At 46.1% G+C, this 16,877-nt stretch carries 11 protein-coding genes; 8 read left to right on the top strand and 3 right to left on the bottom strand.

Features of this window, described 5'->3' with window-relative positions; all coding sequences use genetic code 11:
• Positions 1-167: 167 nt before the first annotated feature.
• Positions 168-1,811: a glycoside hydrolase family 13 protein gene (locus C9I98_RS06615; protein WP_036820106.1), complete on the top strand. Its 1,644-nt coding sequence runs from the start codon at positions 168-170 to the stop codon at positions 1,809-1,811.
• A gap of 123 nt (positions 1,812-1,934) precedes the next feature.
• Positions 1,935-3,047, top strand: a complete 1,113-nt coding sequence (locus tag C9I98_RS06610) for a tyrosine-protein phosphatase (RefSeq protein ID WP_081878898.1) — start codon at positions 1,935-1,937, stop codon at positions 3,045-3,047.
• A gap of 134 nt (positions 3,048-3,181) precedes the next feature.
• Here the strand turns inward: C9I98_RS06610 and glgX are convergent, their stop codons facing one another.
• Complete coding sequence (glgX, locus tag C9I98_RS06605) at positions 3,182-5,131, bottom strand: glycogen debranching protein GlgX (protein ID WP_051902083.1); 1,950 nt, start codon at positions 5,129-5,131, stop codon at positions 3,182-3,184.
• A 370-nt stretch (positions 5,132-5,501) separates the two neighbouring features.
• Here glgX and C9I98_RS06600 point away from each other — a divergent pair, with 370 nt between their 5' ends.
• The 4 genes from C9I98_RS06600 to C9I98_RS06585 all read left to right on the top strand — a co-directional run bounded on the left by C9I98_RS06600 (position 5,502) and on the right by C9I98_RS06585 (position 11,330).
• Positions 5,502-6,824, top strand: coding sequence for a carbohydrate porin (locus C9I98_RS06600; protein WP_036820098.1), 1,323 nt, complete (start codon positions 5,502-5,504; stop codon positions 6,822-6,824).
• 122 nt (positions 6,825-6,946) lie between these two features.
• Positions 6,947-7,828: a MalM family protein gene (locus C9I98_RS06595; protein WP_107271756.1), complete on the top strand. Its 882-nt coding sequence runs from the start codon at positions 6,947-6,949 to the stop codon at positions 7,826-7,828.
• 235 nt (positions 7,829-8,063) lie between these two features.
• A complete protein-coding gene (locus tag C9I98_RS06590) occupies positions 8,064-9,896 on the top strand; it encodes an alpha-amylase family protein (RefSeq protein ID WP_107271755.1) in 1,833 nt (610 codons plus the stop codon).
• Between the two features lie 249 nt (positions 9,897-10,145).
• Positions 10,146-11,330, top strand: coding sequence for a potassium/proton antiporter (locus C9I98_RS06585; RefSeq protein WP_036824796.1), 1,185 nt, complete (start codon positions 10,146-10,148; stop codon positions 11,328-11,330).
• Positions 11,331-11,376: 46 nt separating this feature from the next.
• Here C9I98_RS06585 and C9I98_RS06580 read toward each other — a convergent pair whose 3' ends face one another.
• A complete protein-coding gene (locus C9I98_RS06580; RefSeq protein WP_107271754.1) occupies positions 11,377-11,838 on the bottom strand; it encodes a hypothetical protein in 462 nt (153 codons plus the stop codon).
• 248 nt (positions 11,839-12,086) lie between these two features.
• The gene (locus C9I98_RS06575) at positions 12,087-12,422 is read right to left on the bottom strand and encodes a MalM family protein (RefSeq protein WP_158262666.1); all 336 of its coding nucleotides are present in this window, start codon (positions 12,420-12,422) and stop codon (positions 12,087-12,089) included.
• Between the two features lie 214 nt (positions 12,423-12,636).
• Here C9I98_RS06575 and malE point away from each other — a divergent pair, with 214 nt between their 5' ends.
• A complete protein-coding gene (gene malE, locus C9I98_RS06570) occupies positions 12,637-13,821 on the top strand; it encodes a maltose/maltodextrin ABC transporter substrate-binding protein MalE (protein ID WP_036823171.1) in 1,185 nt (394 codons plus the stop codon).
• 130 nt (positions 13,822-13,951) lie between these two features.
• Positions 13,952-16,771, top strand: a complete 2,820-nt coding sequence (locus C9I98_RS06565) for an amylo-alpha-1,6-glucosidase (protein WP_107271752.1) — start codon at positions 13,952-13,954, stop codon at positions 16,769-16,771.
• Positions 16,772-16,877 lie beyond the last annotated feature (106 nt).

The raw sequence follows: 16,877 nt of genomic DNA, 5'->3' as shown, positions 1-16,877 counted from the left end.
GTAAAAGCGCTCGAAGTTGTGATCACGGTCGGTAATAATCCCTTTGATATAGGAAAAAGCTATATCACAGGCTGTGATCGGCATTTTTCAGCTGGGGTATAACGGCATAAGATATTGGTTATTACGATACCGTTATTTATATTCAGTTTCTTATTGAGGGTTTTGCCATGAACGTTACACCTAAATGGTGGCATGATGCTGTTGTCTATCAGATTTACCCTCGCAGTTACTGCGATTCCAATGGCGATGGTATGGGTGATCTACGTGGGATCATCAGCAAGTTAGACTACCTGCAAAACCTTGGGGTTAACGTTCTTTGGTTGTCACCTGTCTACAAGTCGCCTATGGATGACAATGGCTATGATATTTCAGATTACCAAGATATCGCGCCTGAATTCGGCACCATGGCGGATATGGACGAACTGCTTGCGCAAGCTAAGCAACGTGATATTCGTATTATCATGGATCTGGTGGTTAACCATACCTCTGATGAGCACCCTTGGTTCAAAGAAGCACGTAAATCAAAAGACAACCCATACCGCGATTACTACATCTGGCGTCAACCAAGTGAAGATGGTGGCGTGCCTGACGAAATGGGCTCCGTATTCGGTGGCAGCGGTTGGGAGTTTGACGAGCAGACTGGCGAATATTTCCTGCACATCTTTTCTAAGCGTCAACCCGATCTGAACTGGGAGAACCCGAAGGTTCAGGAAGAAGTCCATAAGATGATGAACTGGTGGATCGACAAGGGCATCGGCGGTTTCCGTCTCGATGTTATCGATCTTATTGGTAAAGAAATTGATAAGAAGATCACCGGCAACGGCCCGCGCCTTCATCCGTTGATCCAGCAGATGAACCGAGAAACGTTTGGCGATAAAGATCTTCTGACCGTGGGTGAAACTTGGGATGCTACCCCAGAGATTGCCAAGCTATACAGTGATCCTGCCCGCGAAGAGTTTTCGATGATTTTCCAGTTCGAGCACATTTGCCTTACGTGGAAAAACAAAGACAAGTGGACGCCAGTCCCGCTGGATCTGCCTGAATTTAAGAAAGTATTGACCAAGTGGCAGGTGGAACTGGCAGATCAAGGCTGGAACTCGTTGTTCTGGAACAATCATGATCTACCACGAGCGGTATCGAAATATGGCTGTGACGGCCAGTACCGTGTTGAATCGGCCAAGATGCTGGCAACAACACTGCATATGCTAAAAGGCACGCCTTACATCTACCAAGGTGAAGAAATTGGCATGACCAATGTGGCGTTCGAGAGCATTGATGATTACCGTGATATTGAAACGCTGAACTTCTACAAAGAGCGTACAGAAAACGGTGTCGCACCGGAGACCATGTTAGCGGCAGTGCATGAAAACAGCCGAGATAACGGCCGTACGCCGATGCAGTGGGACGATAGTGCCAACGGTGGTTTTTCTGCAGTTGAACCATGGATCAAAGCTAACCCGAATTACACTGAGGTGAATGTTAAAGCGGCGCTAAATGATGATAGCTCGGTGTTTTACCATTATCAGCGTTTGATTGAGCTGCGTAAGTCGTTGCCTGTGATTGTTTACGGTGACTTTGAAGCCGTGTTTGAAGGGCACGATAAGGTGTTTGCCTACCTGCGCTCAAACGACGAGCAACGCTTATTTGTTATGAACAACTTCAGCAACGAGCCAGTCACGGTAGATATCCCTGAGCACCTACAATCGGCACAAGTTGAGTGTGTGATTCATAACTATGAAGCGCGTCAGCAACTGGGTGATCTCGTGACACTCAAACCTTATGAGTCATTTGCTGTACTGCTACCTGAGTAAATTGATCATCATGGTCAATTGACTAAGAGCAATACCTACTGTCGTTATTGTGTTAGGCGGCTCTATTTCACCCGATTGAAATAGAGCCTTTTTTCGTACATGAGCATATACAAGGACATATATATGCAATATGTCATTCGTGGCGATTTTATTGAGTTCACTTTGCCAAAAAGCCAAGGTGACTTTTATTTGGTTGGTACTTTTACCAACTGGCAAAGAGATAACGAATATAAGTTTACCAATAATGGTGATAATCAGGCGTTAATAAAAGAACTTCATCAAATCGATAAAATTGGTAACTCGGGTTATATTGAGTATTCGATTTGGAATGACACTTTACAATCTAATGTGTCTTTTAAAGAACAATTATTGCCAGGCCATTATTTCAATAATCAGTTTAACGGTGAGTATAATCATTTACTTTTTTTAACACCGCCTTCAGATTCAACCCTAGCTGCGATTAGTCGCGCTTCCCAACACTCTTATCAAATTAAAAGCGAAGCCAGCCACTTTACCGATAAAGCCCAGTTAGCCAATTTTAGAGTCGTTACGGGTGGCGAAATGGCAGTTGGTAGCATGTATCGTTCATACCATCCTGTTATTGCATCAAGAAGTGCTCACCCTCAACTGGCTGCTATTGAACGCCTAAGGCAAGCAACGGTGCGGGATTTAATCGAGCAGGCGGGAGTACGAACCGTGATAAACCTTTGCGATAGTGGCGATGATATATCGCGTATTGCATCGGACTTTCCACCGAGCTACTACCAACGCTGTTGCCAACAAGGACAGGTATTTAGTGTGCCAATGGCATACGAGACGGTCTATTTTATGTCAGATCGCAATCAGCCATTTAATGACGATGAGCTGGGTTTCGAGGATGGTATTAGGCGCGTCATTTCTGTTATTGCTGAAGTTGAGGGACCCTATCTCGTCCACTGCCGGTTGGGCTCCGATCGCACCGGTGTTGTTTCGGCCTTCTTGCAATTATTAATGGGGAGCGACAAAGCAGCTGTTGAAGAAAACTACTTAAAAACCAATGAAATGGGGATAGGGGAGTACCGTAGTTTTCGTTTGCTAGCGCGAAGCTTAATTGCCTGTTTAGGTACGGAATGCTTTGAGCAGCCGAAGCAGAGTGTAGAGCGTTACCTTGCCCGCCTCGGGGTTGACGACGGGCAGCTGGCGCAGGCAAGGGCCAATTTGGCCAAATCTTATCAGTCCGAATCTCACCAGTCTTAATTGCACCAGCTTTGATCTAACCAATCCTGATCTCATCAATACATATGACGGCGAAAGACAAGCCCTGCAATGCAGGGCTTACTTATGTGCTTAGCCGTATTGTTTTAGCCTATAGCAATGGCATCGTTAGACCCCTAGTCTCGGTATAGGATAGTGAGTGATTGTGCCCCTTGCATGTAGGTTGTCTGTACTTGTCTGGAACCCAGTGTGGCTTCGGACGTATCACAAACTACCTGCCATTTGCTGCCGGCCGGTAGTCGGTAGCGGGTTGGAATCGAAGAGCTGTTCACGAGGAACATCATCTCTTTGCCGTCTTTGAATAAGCCCAAATAAAGGGCAAAGGCTTCAAGGCGCTGCCAATCTTCTGCGTTCATGGTATGGCCATTTGAGCGGTTCCACTGAATGCGGTGGTGCCCACGGTTATGGCCACTGAAGGCGCGAATAAATGGCGACATGATGTTTTTGCGGCGCTCTAGCATGGTGGCAAGCCATTGGCTGAACTCGGCTTTATCCTTGCTTGGTGTCCAGTCTGCCCAGCTAATCTCGTTATCTTGGCAGTAGGCGTTGTTGTTGCCGCCCTGAGTGTGGGAGAGGGCATCGACGGCAAGCACGTGGGGAATGCCAAAGCTAAACAGCAATGTCGTCATCAGGTTACGTTTTTGGCGCTCCCTGCGACTCAATACGGCATAGTTCTCTGTTTCACCTTCAACGCCCTGGTTATTCGAGCGGTTGTCGCCATGGCCATCGCGGTTGTTTTCACCATTGGCATGGTTGTGTTTGTGATTGTAGGAAACCAAGTCTTGCAGGGTAAAGCCGTCATGATAAGAGACGAAGTTCACCGGCAGTTTGTCAGGCCATTTACCGGCACTGAACAGATCCCGCGATCCCATTAAGCGCGTCGCAAATTCTTTGACGTTATTTTCCTGGCATAGCCAGTAGCTTTTCACCGTGTCGCGAAACTTATCGTTGCACTCATTCCACCCGCGAGGGAAATAGCCGAGCTGGTAGCCATCAGGGCCGATATCCCATGGTTCGGCAATCAGTTTAACCTTTTGAAGAATAGGGTCTTGGGCGATAGCCTTAAAGAAAGCGCTGTGCATATCAAACCGATCACCATTACGGCCAAGTGTCGCTGCCAAGTCGAAACGGAAGCCATCTATTTTGTAGTTGGTCACCCAGTGGCGCAGGGTATCGAGTACGATATTCAGGCTCGGCTGATAGGTAAGATCAAATGTGTTACCGCAACCGGTGTGGTTCTTGTAGTTCTTTTCTCGATCTAGCAAGTAGTAATGCTTGTCTAGGCATTTGAAATGAAACTTTGGTCCGCCTTCGCCCCCTTCGGCTGTATGATTGAAAACAATGTCCATGATGACTTCGATACCGTGGCGATGAAGCTCTTTGACCATGGTTTTCATTTCGGTCACAGGGTCTTGCTGGGCATAGCGCGGCTCTGGCGCCATAAAACACAAGCTGTTGTATCCCCAATAGTTGACCTTATCCATCTTAAGCAGATGTGGCTCAGACATGCAGGAGGTGACAGGTAGCAATTGCAGGCTAGTGATACCTTGTTGCTTAAAGTATTCGATCATCGCCGGCTGGCATAAGCCAAGGTAGGTGCCTTGTTTGGTTTGGTCTATGGCCGGGTGGCGTTTGGTGAAGCCTTTTACATGGGTTTCAAACAGGACGGTTTCTTCTAGTGGGACTTGGGGTAGGGTCGTCCCTTCCCAATCAAATCTTTGGTCTACAACAACGGATTTAGCAAAATCCCAACTGCGTTGTGCCGTAAATGGTTCGGTGTAGAAAGGTGTTTTACTTAATGCTTGGGCATAAGGGTCTAGCACTAAGCGTATTTCATCTTTGTCTTTAATTTGGTAGCCGTATATTTGGCCGGCGGTAATACCTTCAACAAAAGTATAATGAATATCTAAATGCTGGTTATCAAGGTCAATAATCTTTTTTTTATTCTCGTTATCAAATAAAACCAGTTTTATTTCTTTGTGGTCAGGAGCGTGAATGGAAAAATTACAACCCCGATCACATAATGTAGCCCCTAATGGAAAAGGCTGGGCTAATTTAGCGAACATTTTGTATATCTCTTTGCGAATTTACGACGTCTATACGGTTATTAAAACGATAAAAAAAAATCAGTCAAGAGCTGATTTTTTTTGCAAAAAAATTAGAAATTATTTTCGTACTAGTGTGCTTCAAGATTATGTAATTAATTTGACTCACTTCTTACTTTTACGGCTCTTGATGTAGTTTTCTTTCAGTATTACGCCTAACCTTTGTGAAGCGTATCACGAAACCCTTCTCATCCTCTTTTACTACGCCCCTCTCATCCTCCCTCATCCCCCCCTAATCAGGAGGATGTCTAAATCTGTATCAACGCTGAATATGAGCCTCGAAAAGATTGCTAGATAGCAGTCACGATAAAAAATAAGAAGGGACATTCCTATGAAACACAAGTTAGTACCTGTAGCAGCGGCATTACTTACCGCGCTAACTTCATACAACGTTGCTGCTGAATCTGCCACGGACATCATTACTGATGGTTGGGAAATCCATGGTTACGGTTCGATGAACCTGCGCTACGATGAAAACTTCGCTACTTTCGATGGCGATATGGGTAAAGAAGATTACCGCTACGCTAACACTGCAACCAGTGAAAGCACCAACCAAGTTGAGTTCGTTATCAAGAAGCACACTGAATTCCAAAACGGTGTTTACAGTGACTTCGTGATTCGTTCTGAATACGGTAACGGTAACACCCACGCATACTCATCTGAAGGTTCTCAGAAAACAGATACCGATGCGATGTTCGAAATTAAAGAAGCGTACGTTGCTCTAGGTAACCTACCTTATCTACCTGCTAACTCTGAAATCTGGGCTGGTCAGCGCTTCCTTAACCGTTCTGCGGGTATCCTAACAGGTGAATTCTGGAAACAGTCTTCTGGTGTGGGTGCGGGTTTTGAAACTAACCTAGAATCTGGTCACAAGACGGGTGTGGCAATCGTTTCTGTTGACCCTGATGCGGGTAAAGTTGACAAGCTTGATGAGCGTCAGACAGCAACCTCTCTAGATTTCTACTACTACGGTGTTCAGGCACTAGGTGGTTCATTCGACTTCGACCTAAAACTAATGCGTGCCTCACGTACTAACCCAGAGGTTGGTTCTGATGATGCAGACCGCGGTATCGGTGGTTCGATTACCTATAACCGTGACTTCTACGGCTTCGATGGCTGGTCTCAAACTGCTGTTGGTTACGGTACAGGCCTAGCAACTAACCGTGGCGTTAACTTCGGTAGCTGGAGTGGCGGCGGTGCATTCAGCGAAGATTCTAAATCACTATTCATTACTTCATACGGTGTAGCAAACATCGGTGAAAACTGGCAGCTAGGTACTGAAATTACATACTGGGCACCAGAGAACATTAACTGGGTAACAGGTGCTGATGGTGCGCGCGAAGATGAAGTTGAGCGTCTGATCTTTGCTGCTCGTCCAACTTACAAAGTAAATGACAACCTACGTCTTGAGTTCACTGGTTCTTACGCCATTGAAGATACAGGCGAAGTTGCGACTAGTTGGGGACGTTCTGAGCAGAAAAACTCTTTCTACAGCCTAGAAGCCGCAACAGTATTCACAGTTAACGCTGACTACTTCGGTCGTCCGCAAATCAAGCCATACGTAACTTGGTTCGGCGCTGAAAACGAAGATGCTGCAATCAACGGCGAGAAGAGCCAGTTTGTGTTCGGCATCCACTCTGAAATCTGGTTCTAAATCACATTTCTGTCAAGGCAGCCTTCGGGCTGCCTTTTTCCGGTATATCTCTTTGCTTTTTTAAGTAAATTAGCAAGAGCAAATAGATATACCCACACAACATTAGGGTATCGGAGAGAACTATGAAAATTATAAAAACGACACTAGCCGCACTATTGGCCGCGACACTAATGGGCTGTGCGACTTCCCCAACGACAGAAAACGTTAAAGACGTGACTATTTCTCAACCAGCTTGCTGCGCTTTATTCAGCGAATTTGAATGGATCCCAATGCAAGGTGATGATATCGATTTTGCGATTGACCAATATTCACAAATTGGTGATTTTGCAGAGGGCAAAAGCTACTTCGCTGGCTTTGTATTGCCAGAAAATGTCGATCGTATGCGTGTAGATTTGAATAGCTGGCTAAGAGTAGCGGGTGTTTTTGCGCCGAAAGTCTTGTTGCTCGATGAAAACTTTCAAGTCGTAGAAAGCATCGAATTGAATGACTTTGAATTGAAGCTATCGGATATGTTCCGCTTGTCGAGCTACCATAACCGTTTCGTGATGGAACGTAAATCTACGCCATACATGGTGGTGTACTCACCACAGGAATATCGTGAAGGTGAGATTCAAGTGCCTCATCCCGAGCGCCTTCGTGCAGAAGAGCTAGGCTTGGCACGCCCGATGGTGACAGATCCTGTCTACCAACACCAAAAGTTTGGCTCGCTTGAACTAACCCTCAAGCCGCTAGCTCTTCGTTCTTACCGTGCAACTCAGGTACCAGCGCCTGTGCCAGCTACTGAAGCGCCTGTGAAACAACAACCTCAAACTGTGAAAGTAGAGAAGGCGGTTGCGGCATCGGCGCCAGCCATGCTGCCAGAAAGCGAAGCGTTCTATAACAGCCAGATTAAAGCGGCGGTAGAGAAGAACGACATGCAAAAAGCACTTTCCTTGATGGAAGAAGCCAAGCGTGCCGGCTCTACCAGTGCAGAAGCAACGTTTCTTGAGCTTATTAAGAAGTAAGCCAAGGCGTGAGCATAATGCCGGGAGTTATGGTTTAAGTTATATCCACTAAATCATGCCCACCAGAAGAAGGTGCTTCGAATCCACACCTTTGGATATTGGGCTTGTCGGGCAGACGGTCGTCTGCCCGTTCTCTTATTTTCCCAACCAAGTACACGATTCATCCCGTTTTACCGAATGATAATATGCTTAGGTTGGTGACCCGATTTACTATTTGCCTTGAGTGTTAATTTTCATGACTGATGTAATTCAACCAATTTCTAAAAACCGAAAGCAGGTGGTTTACCAAGTATTCACCCGCCTGTTTGGCAATACCAATACCACCAATAAACCTTGGGGCACCCTAGAAGAGAATGGGGTGGGTAAATTTAATGATTTTACCGATAAGGCATTGTCTGAGATCAAGCAGCTAGGGGTATCCCATATTTGGTACACCGGTGTGCCTCATCATGCATTGGTTCGTGATTATAGCGAGTTTGGTATAGAAGACGATCATCCAAGCGTGGTGAAAGGTCGGGCAGGATCACCTTATGCTGTTAAAGACTACTATAACGTGAATCCAGATCTTGCGGTTGATCCTGCGAACCGTCTCGAAGAGTTCAAAGCCTTGGTTGATCGTAGCCACCGCAACGGTTTGAAAGTGATCATCGATATTGTACCGAACCATGTTGCGCGTCGGTATCAAGGGCTAACCAACCCTGAAGGGGTTGAAGATTTTGGTGCCTCTGATGACACCAGTGTGGCGTACCACCGAGATAACAACTTCTACTATATTCCGGGCCAAGACTTTAAGGTGCCAGAACCCAAAGGCGGCTATCAGCCCTTGGGTGGCGAGCAACATCCAACGATGGTTGAATCATTTAAAGAAAGCCCGGCTAAATGGACCGGTAATGGTTCACGCTTGGCTCAGCCAGAGTTTGATGACTGGTATGAGACCGTGAAAGTGAACTACGGTGTTCGACCGGATGGCACGAAAGACTTTGATGAGCTTCCTGCCGGTTTTGAACACAAATATCATGCTGCGCATTTCGAGTTTTGGCAGCAGCGTTCGGTGCCTGATTCTTGGGTGAAGTTCCGTGATATCGCGTTGTACTGGCTAGCGCTGGGGGTAGACGGCTTCCGCTACGATATGGCGGAAATGGTGCCGGTTGAGTTTTGGAGCTTCATGAACGCTTCAATTAAGCAGGTTAATCCTGATGCCTTCTTGATGGCAGAAGTGTATCAACCTGATTTGTATCGTGATTATATTCACCTAGGCAAGATGGACTACCTTTACGACAAAGTCGATCTCTACGACACCTTGAAGCTGGTTATGCAAGGTACGGGCTCTACCGATGCCATTGTCGAAGTACAAGATCAGTTGATGGATATCGAACACCACATGCTGCACTTCCTTGATAACCATGACGAACAGCGGGTGGCCAGCCCTGAGTTTGCGGGTGATGCAAACAAAGGCAAACCGGCAATGTTGGTATCGGCCGCACTAAGTACATCACCGACCATGGTTTACTTTGGCCAGGAAGTGGGTGAGGCTGGGGCTGAAGATGCGGGCTTTGGTTTGGCGTCTCGTACTACCATCTTTGATTACTTTGGTGTACCTAGCCACCAGCGTTGGATGAACAACGGCGAGTTCGATGGCGGCCAGCTGACTCAACAAGAGCGTGAATTGCGTGAATTCTACCAGCGCTTGCTGACCTTCTCGTTGGAGAGCTCGGCATTGATGGGTGAATATGTTCAGCTTCATAGCTATAACCGAGAGCAAGGTGCAAGCCGCAGTACAGGTGGCAATACAGGTAATGGCTACGATGGGCAAATGTTTGCATTCAGCCGTTATGATGCAGAGCAAAAGCTATTGGTTATTGCCAACTTTGCAGACAAGGCGAAAGGGGAAGTCACTTTGCGATTACCGGCCTCTCTAATTGATGCCTGGCAGCTGGCTGATGGCAGTTATACGCTTACCGAGCAGCTCTACAAACAAAAAGAGATCCAGTTGAAGGTAGAAGGGGGAGAAGGGCAACTCACCCTTAAAATAAACGCGCTGGATAGTTTTATTTTTGCGCTGAGCTAGCTTTCGTTCGCTAGTAGACTAACTTTACTTAGCATATAAAAAGTAAGGCCATTTGTTGTTTCTAAGGCTATTAAAGCACTGAAATGATAGATGGCCTTGTTGTATGTAGTGTTGTTCGGGAAATATTAACTTTTCGTAACATCTAAACAGCAATAAATGAATAGTTGTAAGGAATGGTTTGCCTTTAACTAACACTGTGCGTGATACAATTTAATGGTGTTTAAACCTCGTGGTGTTAGGAGAAGTCTATTGAGTACAGAATTAATCATGCTTGGCATGGCAGCGTTGATTGCGGTTGGTATCCTGCTGCACAAACCATCCAAAACATTGGGTCTACCTTCATTGCTTATCTTTATGGGGGTTGGGCTGCTATTTGGTAATGGTGAGTTTAATTTTGTTTACGATGACCTCGCGTTAACGTCATTCATCGGCTCATTGGCCTTGAATGTGATTGTGTTTGTTGGTGGCTTAAATACGTCTAAAGCCAGTATCAAAGTGGCTTATAAAGAGGGTGGCGTTTTATCAACCCTGGGCGTATTGCTGACCACTTTTATCTTTGGTGGCATTCTCTATTACATCACTAATTTTAATATCCTGACCTGTCTATTGTTTGCGGCGGTGGTGTCCTCTACTGATGCGGCAGCGGTGTTTTCGATTCTTGAATCTAAAAAATTAAAGCTCAAAGAAAGTACCGATACCATCCTTGAGTTCGAATCGGCAACCAATGACCCAGTGGCTTTGTTGCTGGTGGCGATTTTGACCGAAATGCTAGTGAGCACCGGCGATATAATCAGTGGCTCGACTATCGCTGTTGAACTGGTTCTGCAAATCGTGGTGGGGATAGGCATCGGTTACTTAATTGGGTTTTGCTGCGTTAAGCTACTTAACAAAATTAAGCTGGAAGAGTACGGCTTGATCCCAGTGTTCATTCTGGCTTGTTTCTTTATTGCAGCGTACGGCAGCCAGATGCTGGGCGGGAACATCCTCATCGCTTCATACGTGGCGGGCGTATTGATTGGTAATGAGCTCAAGCGAGGCCGGGAAGTGAGTAAGCACTTCTTCAACAGTTTGTCATGGCTGGCACAGGCGCTGATGTTTATTATTCTTGGCTTGCAGTTCTTCCCGAAAGAGCTATTCGGTGATGCTTTCTCGGCAATACTGCCTGCGCTGGCTTTGATCTTCTTAGCACGGCCATTAGCGGTATTCTTGAGCTATTTACCGTTCCGCGGGGTCTCGCTTAAGAAGAAGGCATTCATTTCAGCCATTGGCTTAAAAGGGGCCACACCGATTGTTTTTGCCCTTATTCCGGCCTCTGCTGGGGTAACTGGCGCACAAGAAATGATGCACATGGTGTTCTTTATTGTCCTCATTTCTGTCATGGTACAGGGCTGGGCGATTGAGCCGCTAGCGAAGAAATTAGGGTTAACCGACTAGTAGTATTTGCGCCTTATCTGATTTGGATAAGGCGCCTTTAATTGTCTTAGAAGTAAAACCCTAAAAGCTGCTCCATTTCAGCCTTTTTAGTTGTTAAGTAGACAGAGTTAAGTGACCATTCGCTAAGTCGCTTAATGAAAGTTACATGTAATAAAACTAATCCACCGGAGTCATCTTCAATAAAATATGCTCTTCTTTCAACAATGCTGCCTCTTTTTTCAGTTAAAAGCGGATGGATAGCATAAAAATCTTTATCCGCAACCCAAGATTTTAATATATCCGTTAGTTGGTTTGATAAGTTTGTAGCAGCTTCACCATTAAAAAAGCTGAAGCTATCAATTAGTAAGGCGTTAAAGCAACCGAGTGACTCTTCTTTGAAGTCTTCATTTATAAGGCAATGCTGTAACGATTGCTCAAACTTATCATTGACATTCTCAAATTTTGCAAAGGTAGGATTACTAGCTATAAAACAAGTAGCTATGAGCAAGCGTAAAAGAAATTTATACATATTAGTCCTTTAATCGTGAATATATCCATATATTGTTGATAATTAGTTTTATTCTTTCCTGCTGAATGATAGGTGGGGATTTTTTGTTTCCAATTACTGATGCTTAATTCTGTGGGTGTAGTCATATTTTTGGCAGAATGCTTACTATCGTAGTTCTGATAGGCTGCCAATTTGCTATTGGCAGCCTTGTTTGGTTCTGGGGCTGATGCATGTATGTGGGGCGAGTAATGAGGGTATAACGCTCGTCCTTATTTATTTTCTACCGCACTGACGAACGTATTACGTGCATCTTTAATACCTAGTCGCTCTGCTTCTTCTAGTAGTTGCATCGCTTTATTGATCTCACCGTCTGCAACCGCCTGTTCAATTGAATTTAGATAATAGCCTTGGGTTTGGTCTAAAGCCGGCGCATAGTCATTGGTGGGCTCTGCTTGGGCAGTTTTGACTGGTTGCATATAAGCAGACTCAACTCCCAGGAAAAAGCTGCCAGAAGCGGTGTGGTTGACAACCGGATCGGGAATTTCTGGTGACACGGTATTTTTCGCGATGGCGAAGGCTTTAGCCGAGTGCAGAGAAGGTACCAAAACCAGTATCAATATTCTCGACACTTGCACCGTAACTCAAATTTTCACCTATTGAGCATCATGATTATTGCTTCTAACACTTACAAAATGTGTTCAGTTTCACATTGTTGGAGCAAGGAGTAGGGGGGCGTAGGCAGGAGGAGGATGCTCATCTTGAGGGAGTAGTAGGAGAATGCTGACGTTAAATAACTAATAAAAAAATTTGGGACATTTTATGAAACGTGCAATCAAATCCTTTGCTCTGTGCTCTTTAGCAGCTGCGTTAGCATTTCCTATGGCTGCCTCTGCAATGCAGGAAGGTGAAATTCTAATTTGGATCAACGGTGATAAAGGCTACGAAGGCCTAGCAGAAGTTGGTCGCCAGTTTGAAGAAGATACCGGTGTAAAGGTCAATGTTCAGTACCCTGACTCACTTGAAGCGAAGTTCCAGCAGGTTGCGCCAACAGGCGGCGGTCCAGACATCATCTTCTGGGCTCACGACCGCTTCGGCGGTTATGCGAAATCAGGCCTGCTAACTGAGATCAAACCTTCCCAAGAGTTTAAAGAGAAGTTGGTTGATTTTAGTTGGGATGCCGTGACCTACGATGGCAAATTAATCGGCTACCCAATCGCTTTAGAATCACCGTCGCTGATTTACAACAAAGATCTACTGCCTGAGCCGCCTAAAACATGGGAAGAGCTGTACGCAATAGAAAAAGAGATGGCGGCTAAAGGTAAAAAAGCCATCATGTGGGATATCAAGAACGCCTACTTCACATGGCCAATGATTTCAGCCAATGGTGGTTATGCCTTCAAGAAAACAGAAGGCGGTTTTGATGGCACACAAGTGGGAATCAATAACGAGGCAGGCGTTGCTGGCTTGAGCTTCTTGGTTGATCTTGCGAAGGAAGGTGTTGTTTCTGCCGATTTTGATTACGCCGTGTCTGAAGCAGAATTCAATAAGGGTAATGTTGCCATGACCATCAATGGTCCTTGGTCGTGGGCGAACCTTGAGAAATCGAACTTGAACTATGGTGTTGCTGTCTTCCCAACACTGGATGGTGGCAAATCGAACCCATTTGTTGGTGTATTGAGCGCCGGTATTAACGCGGCAAGCCCTAACGTGGATCTTTCTGTTGAGTTTCTTGAGAACTACCTGATCACAGACGATGGCCTGGCAAAAATGAATGACGACAAGCCACTGGGTGCGGTGACGTTGAAGTCATTCCAACAGGTACTTGAAAAGGATAGCCGCATTGCCGCTTCTATGATCAATGCCGAAAATGGCGAGATCATGCCGAACATTCCGGAAATGACGCCATACTGGTTTGCTGAAGGTGCGGCGATCGAAAATGCATTGCTTGGCCGCCAAACGCCAAAAGAGGCACTGGATACCGCTGCTGAGCAGATCTTGAAATAAGCTGATCGAATGAGCTTGGTTTCATCCTAATAAATGCGCAGTGTCTTTTTTCCTATAAGGGAACAATAGGCACTGCGCTTTTTTGTATTTACTACCAGCCGATATGGCTAATGTTTTGGAAGTAATGTAAGTGAGCACAATAGATAACGCGCCTTTTAGTGAGCAGATGTACGTTAAAGGGACATTTAACGGGTGGGGGGATGACACCCCTATGGCTTATGTCGGCAATGGCTGTTATGAAGCTGTCATTTGCTTATCTGCTGATGTGCATAGTTTTAAGATCTCCGATCAACAGGGCAGTGAAGCCTTCTGCTTCGCCGCGGATAAATTTAAAGCGGTTGATTGCCAGCTAGACAAACCTCAGGCGCTGATCCCTGCCAAGGGGATTGGTAACGACCTCACTTTTAGCGCCCCAGATACCGGCCTATACACGGTTAGCATGACGGTAAAGGGTGACAGTCAAACGATGACTATTGCGTCTGGTGGCGAGAACCAAGATAGCGAACCAAGCCGAGCATTGTTTGAGTCTGAGCATACGGTCGAGGCTGGCCAAGCCCAGTTAGTAGCAAAAGGTGGCAAGGTATTAGCACCCGCGGCTTTGTTTGAGAAATTAGCGATCCGTGTTGAGCAGTCAGCGCCTTATGTCTTCGGTGATAACCTTGATGGCTATTTCGATGGGGTTACTCATGGATATGTTGCAGCAGGTAAATACCGACATAAGCAAGGTTGGTATCTTGGCACATGCGCGAGTTTTGCTAACGGCAAGATTAACGACAAAACAATGGCAGAATCGGCAGATATCTTGCCGTATGGGGTGACTCACCATTTTGGCAATGGCGCGCAAGAAACCTTCATGTTGTTTTCAGGTCAAGCCGCTGGCCAGCGCAGTGCTGCGATTAGAGTATCGTCATTAGAGCCAGCTCAACTCTCGGTGGCTCCGCAGCTTAATATCGCAATGGATAACTCGACGGTGGTGAGTTTTGAGCATGGTGTCGTCTATCGCATTGCACCGCAACTAAGGCAAAAGGGAACGCCTTCATATATTGCAGTATGTGCGGACAAATCACACCAGTTCAGAGAAACCACTTTTGTTGATACACCTGTTTTAAAAGAGCATGTCCACTTAAGCGGCCACCATACTAAACCGCTCATCACCGCTACAGAGGCGGTAAATGAGATGACGGTGTACCTCACTTTCGCTGAAACGGAAGAAGAGGCCATTGCCCATGCTAATTTCTTGGTAGAGCAGGATGGCGTGACGGCTCATCTTCAGCAGGTTTATGACATGCTGACTCACTCCTATGTCTGGACGTCGGATTTGGAATATAACCGTGCGTTGATGTGGGCGAAAGCAGCGGGCAAGGTATTTGTTTCTAACGAGTTTGGTAAGGGGATCTGGGCTGGCTTACCTTGGTTCAAAGATTGCTGGGGACGGGATTCGTTCATTGCGGTTCCGGGCATCACCTTGGTTAATGGTGATTTCTCGGACGCGAAGAGTATCATTGATAACTTTGCCGCTATGCAGTTGGAGGATAAAGACAGTATCAACTTCGGGCGAATCCCCAACCGAGTTACCAGCCTTACCAATATTATCTACAACACCACCGATGGCACGCCTTGGATGGTACGTGAAATCTGGGATTATTTACGCTATAGCGGTGATAAGGCCTATGCCAAGTCGGTTTATCCAGTGGTTCAAACCTACATTGCCGGTATCGAAAAGCACTACTTGGATGAATACGGCTTAATGACCCACCGTGATCCAGATACTTGGATGGATGCCAAACTCGAGGGTAAGTTACCTTGGTCTGCCCGCGGTACACGTGCAAACGATATTCAGGCGCTTTGGTACACCAGCTTGAAGGTGGCGGTGGAGTTGGCGAAACTCACAGGTGATCATGAAAATGCTGTGCGTTACCAGCGATTGGCTGACCGGGTAAGCCAGAACTTCCAATTGCTGTTCTGGGATCAGCAAAGTTCATTGCTAGCGGATCGTCTATACCAAGACGATCAGCGCGATCTACAAGTACGCTCTAACCAGTTGATGACAGTGACAGTACCATTCGACAATAGTTTGCTTGAAAAGCAAGTTGGCGCAAATGTGGTAAAAAATGCCGTGTCGGAGCTGCTATTCCCGTGGGGGATCACCTCGCTGTCGCAACATGATCCAATCTTCCACCCATATCATGCGAACCGTAACGAGTATCACAAAGATGCGGCTTATCATAATGGGACGATTTGGGGTTGGAATGCGGGCTTTACTGTATCCAGTTTGGTGGAATATGGCTATGCCGATTTTGCTTACCAGTTAACGCAGAACTTATCTGATCAAATCCTCAATATTGGTCACCGTGGTGCCATGAGTGAAAACTTGGATGCGTTTTTAAGTGAAACTGGCGAACGTACTACCACCGGAACCTATGCCCAGGCTTGGTCAGTGTCAGAATTTACCCGTAATGGCTACCAAGACTATATCGGGTTTAAACCTGAATTACTGGCGGGCAAAGTGACCCTGTCACCTTGCTTGCCATCGGCTTGGTTACATTTCGATGCCGAACTACGATTTGGTGCTTGCCACTCATTGAATGTGAGTTTCCAGCGAATGGACAACGGTGAGCAGCGCTATGAGTTGGATTTCAACCACGCAGAGGCCGCTTCGACCGTCGGGTATATTGAGCTTGTCTTGACCGCTTCTGATAAGGCGAAATACGCACTCACCATTAAGTCAGCGGATTTGCCTGCTGTGGTTTTATTTGACCCAGAGACTGAGACAGCTTCGTTAGGTGGAAGAGATGTTGCTATCAAGCAGGTTCAAGCGAGCTTTGAGTCTGTAATTGGTGAATTGAAGTTTGCCCAGCCGGATATCAGCAAAGTGTTTCCTGTATTGCAGGGGCAGCATGTATTGCAGCAGCAAGTTGAGAGTGCGAATTTGGAGCAGGCAACAGACTGATCCAAAACAAACTGCGAGCTAAGTAAAGCGCTGCCGACAGGTGGCGTTTTTTGTTGGTAGCTGTGCGGCTATTTTTATTCGAAATTCGCTATAAGTATTCCGATGT

It is taken from the genome of Photobacterium sanctipauli (assembly GCF_003026495.1).
GTDB lineage: Bacteria > Pseudomonadota > Gammaproteobacteria > Enterobacterales > Vibrionaceae > Photobacterium > Photobacterium sanctipauli.
This window is presented reverse-complemented; position numbering and strand designations above follow the sequence as displayed.

What these genes read in the sequence shown, in the direction of transcription:
- malE (WP_036823171.1), top strand. Translation starts at nt 12,637, where the DNA reads ATGAAACGTGCAATCAAATCCTTTGCTCTGTGCTCTTTAGCAGCTGCG.
- C9I98_RS06615 (WP_036820106.1), top strand. Translation starts at nt 168, where the DNA reads ATGAACGTTACACCTAAATGGTGGCATGATGCTGTTGTCTATCAGATT.
- glgX (WP_051902083.1), bottom strand. Translation starts at nt 5,131, where the DNA reads ATGTTCGCTAAATTAGCCCAGCCTTTTCCATTAGGGGCTACATTATGT.
- C9I98_RS06610 (WP_081878898.1), top strand. Translation starts at nt 1,935, where the DNA reads ATGCAATATGTCATTCGTGGCGATTTTATTGAGTTCACTTTGCCAAAA.
- C9I98_RS06600 (WP_036820098.1), top strand. Translation starts at nt 5,502, where the DNA reads ATGAAACACAAGTTAGTACCTGTAGCAGCGGCATTACTTACCGCGCTA.
- C9I98_RS06595 (WP_107271756.1), top strand. Translation starts at nt 6,947, where the DNA reads ATGAAAATTATAAAAACGACACTAGCCGCACTATTGGCCGCGACACTA.
- C9I98_RS06580 (WP_107271754.1), bottom strand. Translation starts at nt 11,838, where the DNA reads ATGTATAAATTTCTTTTACGCTTGCTCATAGCTACTTGTTTTATAGCT.
- C9I98_RS06590 (WP_107271755.1), top strand. Translation starts at nt 8,064, where the DNA reads ATGACTGATGTAATTCAACCAATTTCTAAAAACCGAAAGCAGGTGGTT.